Origin of the sequence: Novosphingobium clariflavum (assembly GCF_026420865.1) — a bacterium.
GTDB classification, from domain to species: domain Bacteria; phylum Pseudomonadota; class Alphaproteobacteria; order Sphingomonadales; family Sphingomonadaceae; genus Novosphingobium; species Novosphingobium clariflavum.
The window spans coordinates 1-870 of sequence record NZ_JAPCWC010000099.1 but is presented as its reverse complement, the minus strand read 5'-3'; the positions used below and the strand labels follow the sequence as shown (position 1 = coordinate 870).

The following is an 870-nucleotide window of genomic DNA, read 5'->3' as shown; positions in this document are numbered from 1 at the left end:
GTAAGCGCGAAATTCGGCGCACCTGTACGGTTGAGTGACGGGGCATGAAGGATGTGTCCACCAAGGAAGAGGTGGACACATGGAGATGGCACCGGTGGGCTCCTATGGGCTCGAGGTTGTAAGAGTAACGCGGAACGGCCGGCGCTATTATGGTCGGGCGGGGAAGGTACGGTTGGTCGAGGCGTGCCTCGAGCCTGGCATATCGTTGGCGAGGCTTGCGCTGGAGCATGGTGTCAACGCCAACCAACTGCGCAAATGGGTCAAGAAGTATCAGGAGCGCCAGAGCGCGAACGAGCAGCGGAGCGCGGGACAGTTGCCGGATCCGTCGGCATTTGTTCGGGTGGAGACGTCCCCTGCACCCGCGGTGCGACATCCTGATGGGATCGCGAGCCGGTCTGCGGGATTGGTACCATCAGCGCGGCTGCAGGCGTCGATGCCAAATGGCGTATCGTTGACGCTGGAGGGGTGTGACGCGCGGTTGCTGGTGGTGATGATCGATGCGCTGGGGCATTGCCATGTTCCGGCTCGCTGAAGATCTGCGCGTCTATCTCCACCGGGATCCGATCGACTTTCGCTGTGGGATCAACAGCCTTGCGATCCTGGTCGAGCAGTCGATGGGCCTCAATCCGTTCGAGCGCGCGGCGTTTGCTTTTTGCAACCGGCGCCGGACCCGGATGAAGCTGCTGTTCTTTGACCGGTCGGGCTTTGTATTGGTGCTCAAGGCGTTGACGGAGGACAAGTTCCGATGGCCCAAACGAGCGGAAACGGTGGTGGCGCTCACCGCGGAGCAATTGCGATGGCTGCTCGACGGAATCGATATTGACGCGATGGTCCCTCATCCGGTGCGGCAATATCAGTTTGTCGGTTGAA

At 60.8% G+C, this 870-nt stretch carries 2 protein-coding genes; both read left to right on the top strand.

All coding sequences use genetic code 11. From position 1 onward, the window contains the following. Positions 1 to 79: 79 nt before the first annotated feature. Complete coding sequence (gene tnpA, locus OKA11_RS24445) at positions 80 to 532, top strand: IS66-like element accessory protein TnpA (RefSeq protein ID WP_323748344.1); 453 nt, start codon at positions 80 to 82, stop codon at positions 530 to 532. After that, on the top strand, positions 516 to 869 hold the full coding sequence (gene tnpB, locus OKA11_RS24440) for an IS66 family insertion sequence element accessory protein TnpB (RefSeq protein ID WP_059150138.1): 354 nt from the start codon (positions 516 to 518) through the stop codon (positions 867 to 869). Before tnpA ends, tnpB begins: the two co-directional genes overlap by 17 nt. The last annotated feature ends 1 nt before the right edge of the window (position 870 follow it).

Coding starts and splice junctions, on each gene's coding strand:
- tnpA (WP_323748344.1), top strand. CDS start 80: ATGGAGATGGCACCGGTGGGCTCCTATGGGCTCGAGGTTGTAAGAGTA.
- tnpB (WP_059150138.1), top strand. CDS start 516: ATGTTCCGGCTCGCTGAAGATCTGCGCGTCTATCTCCACCGGGATCCG.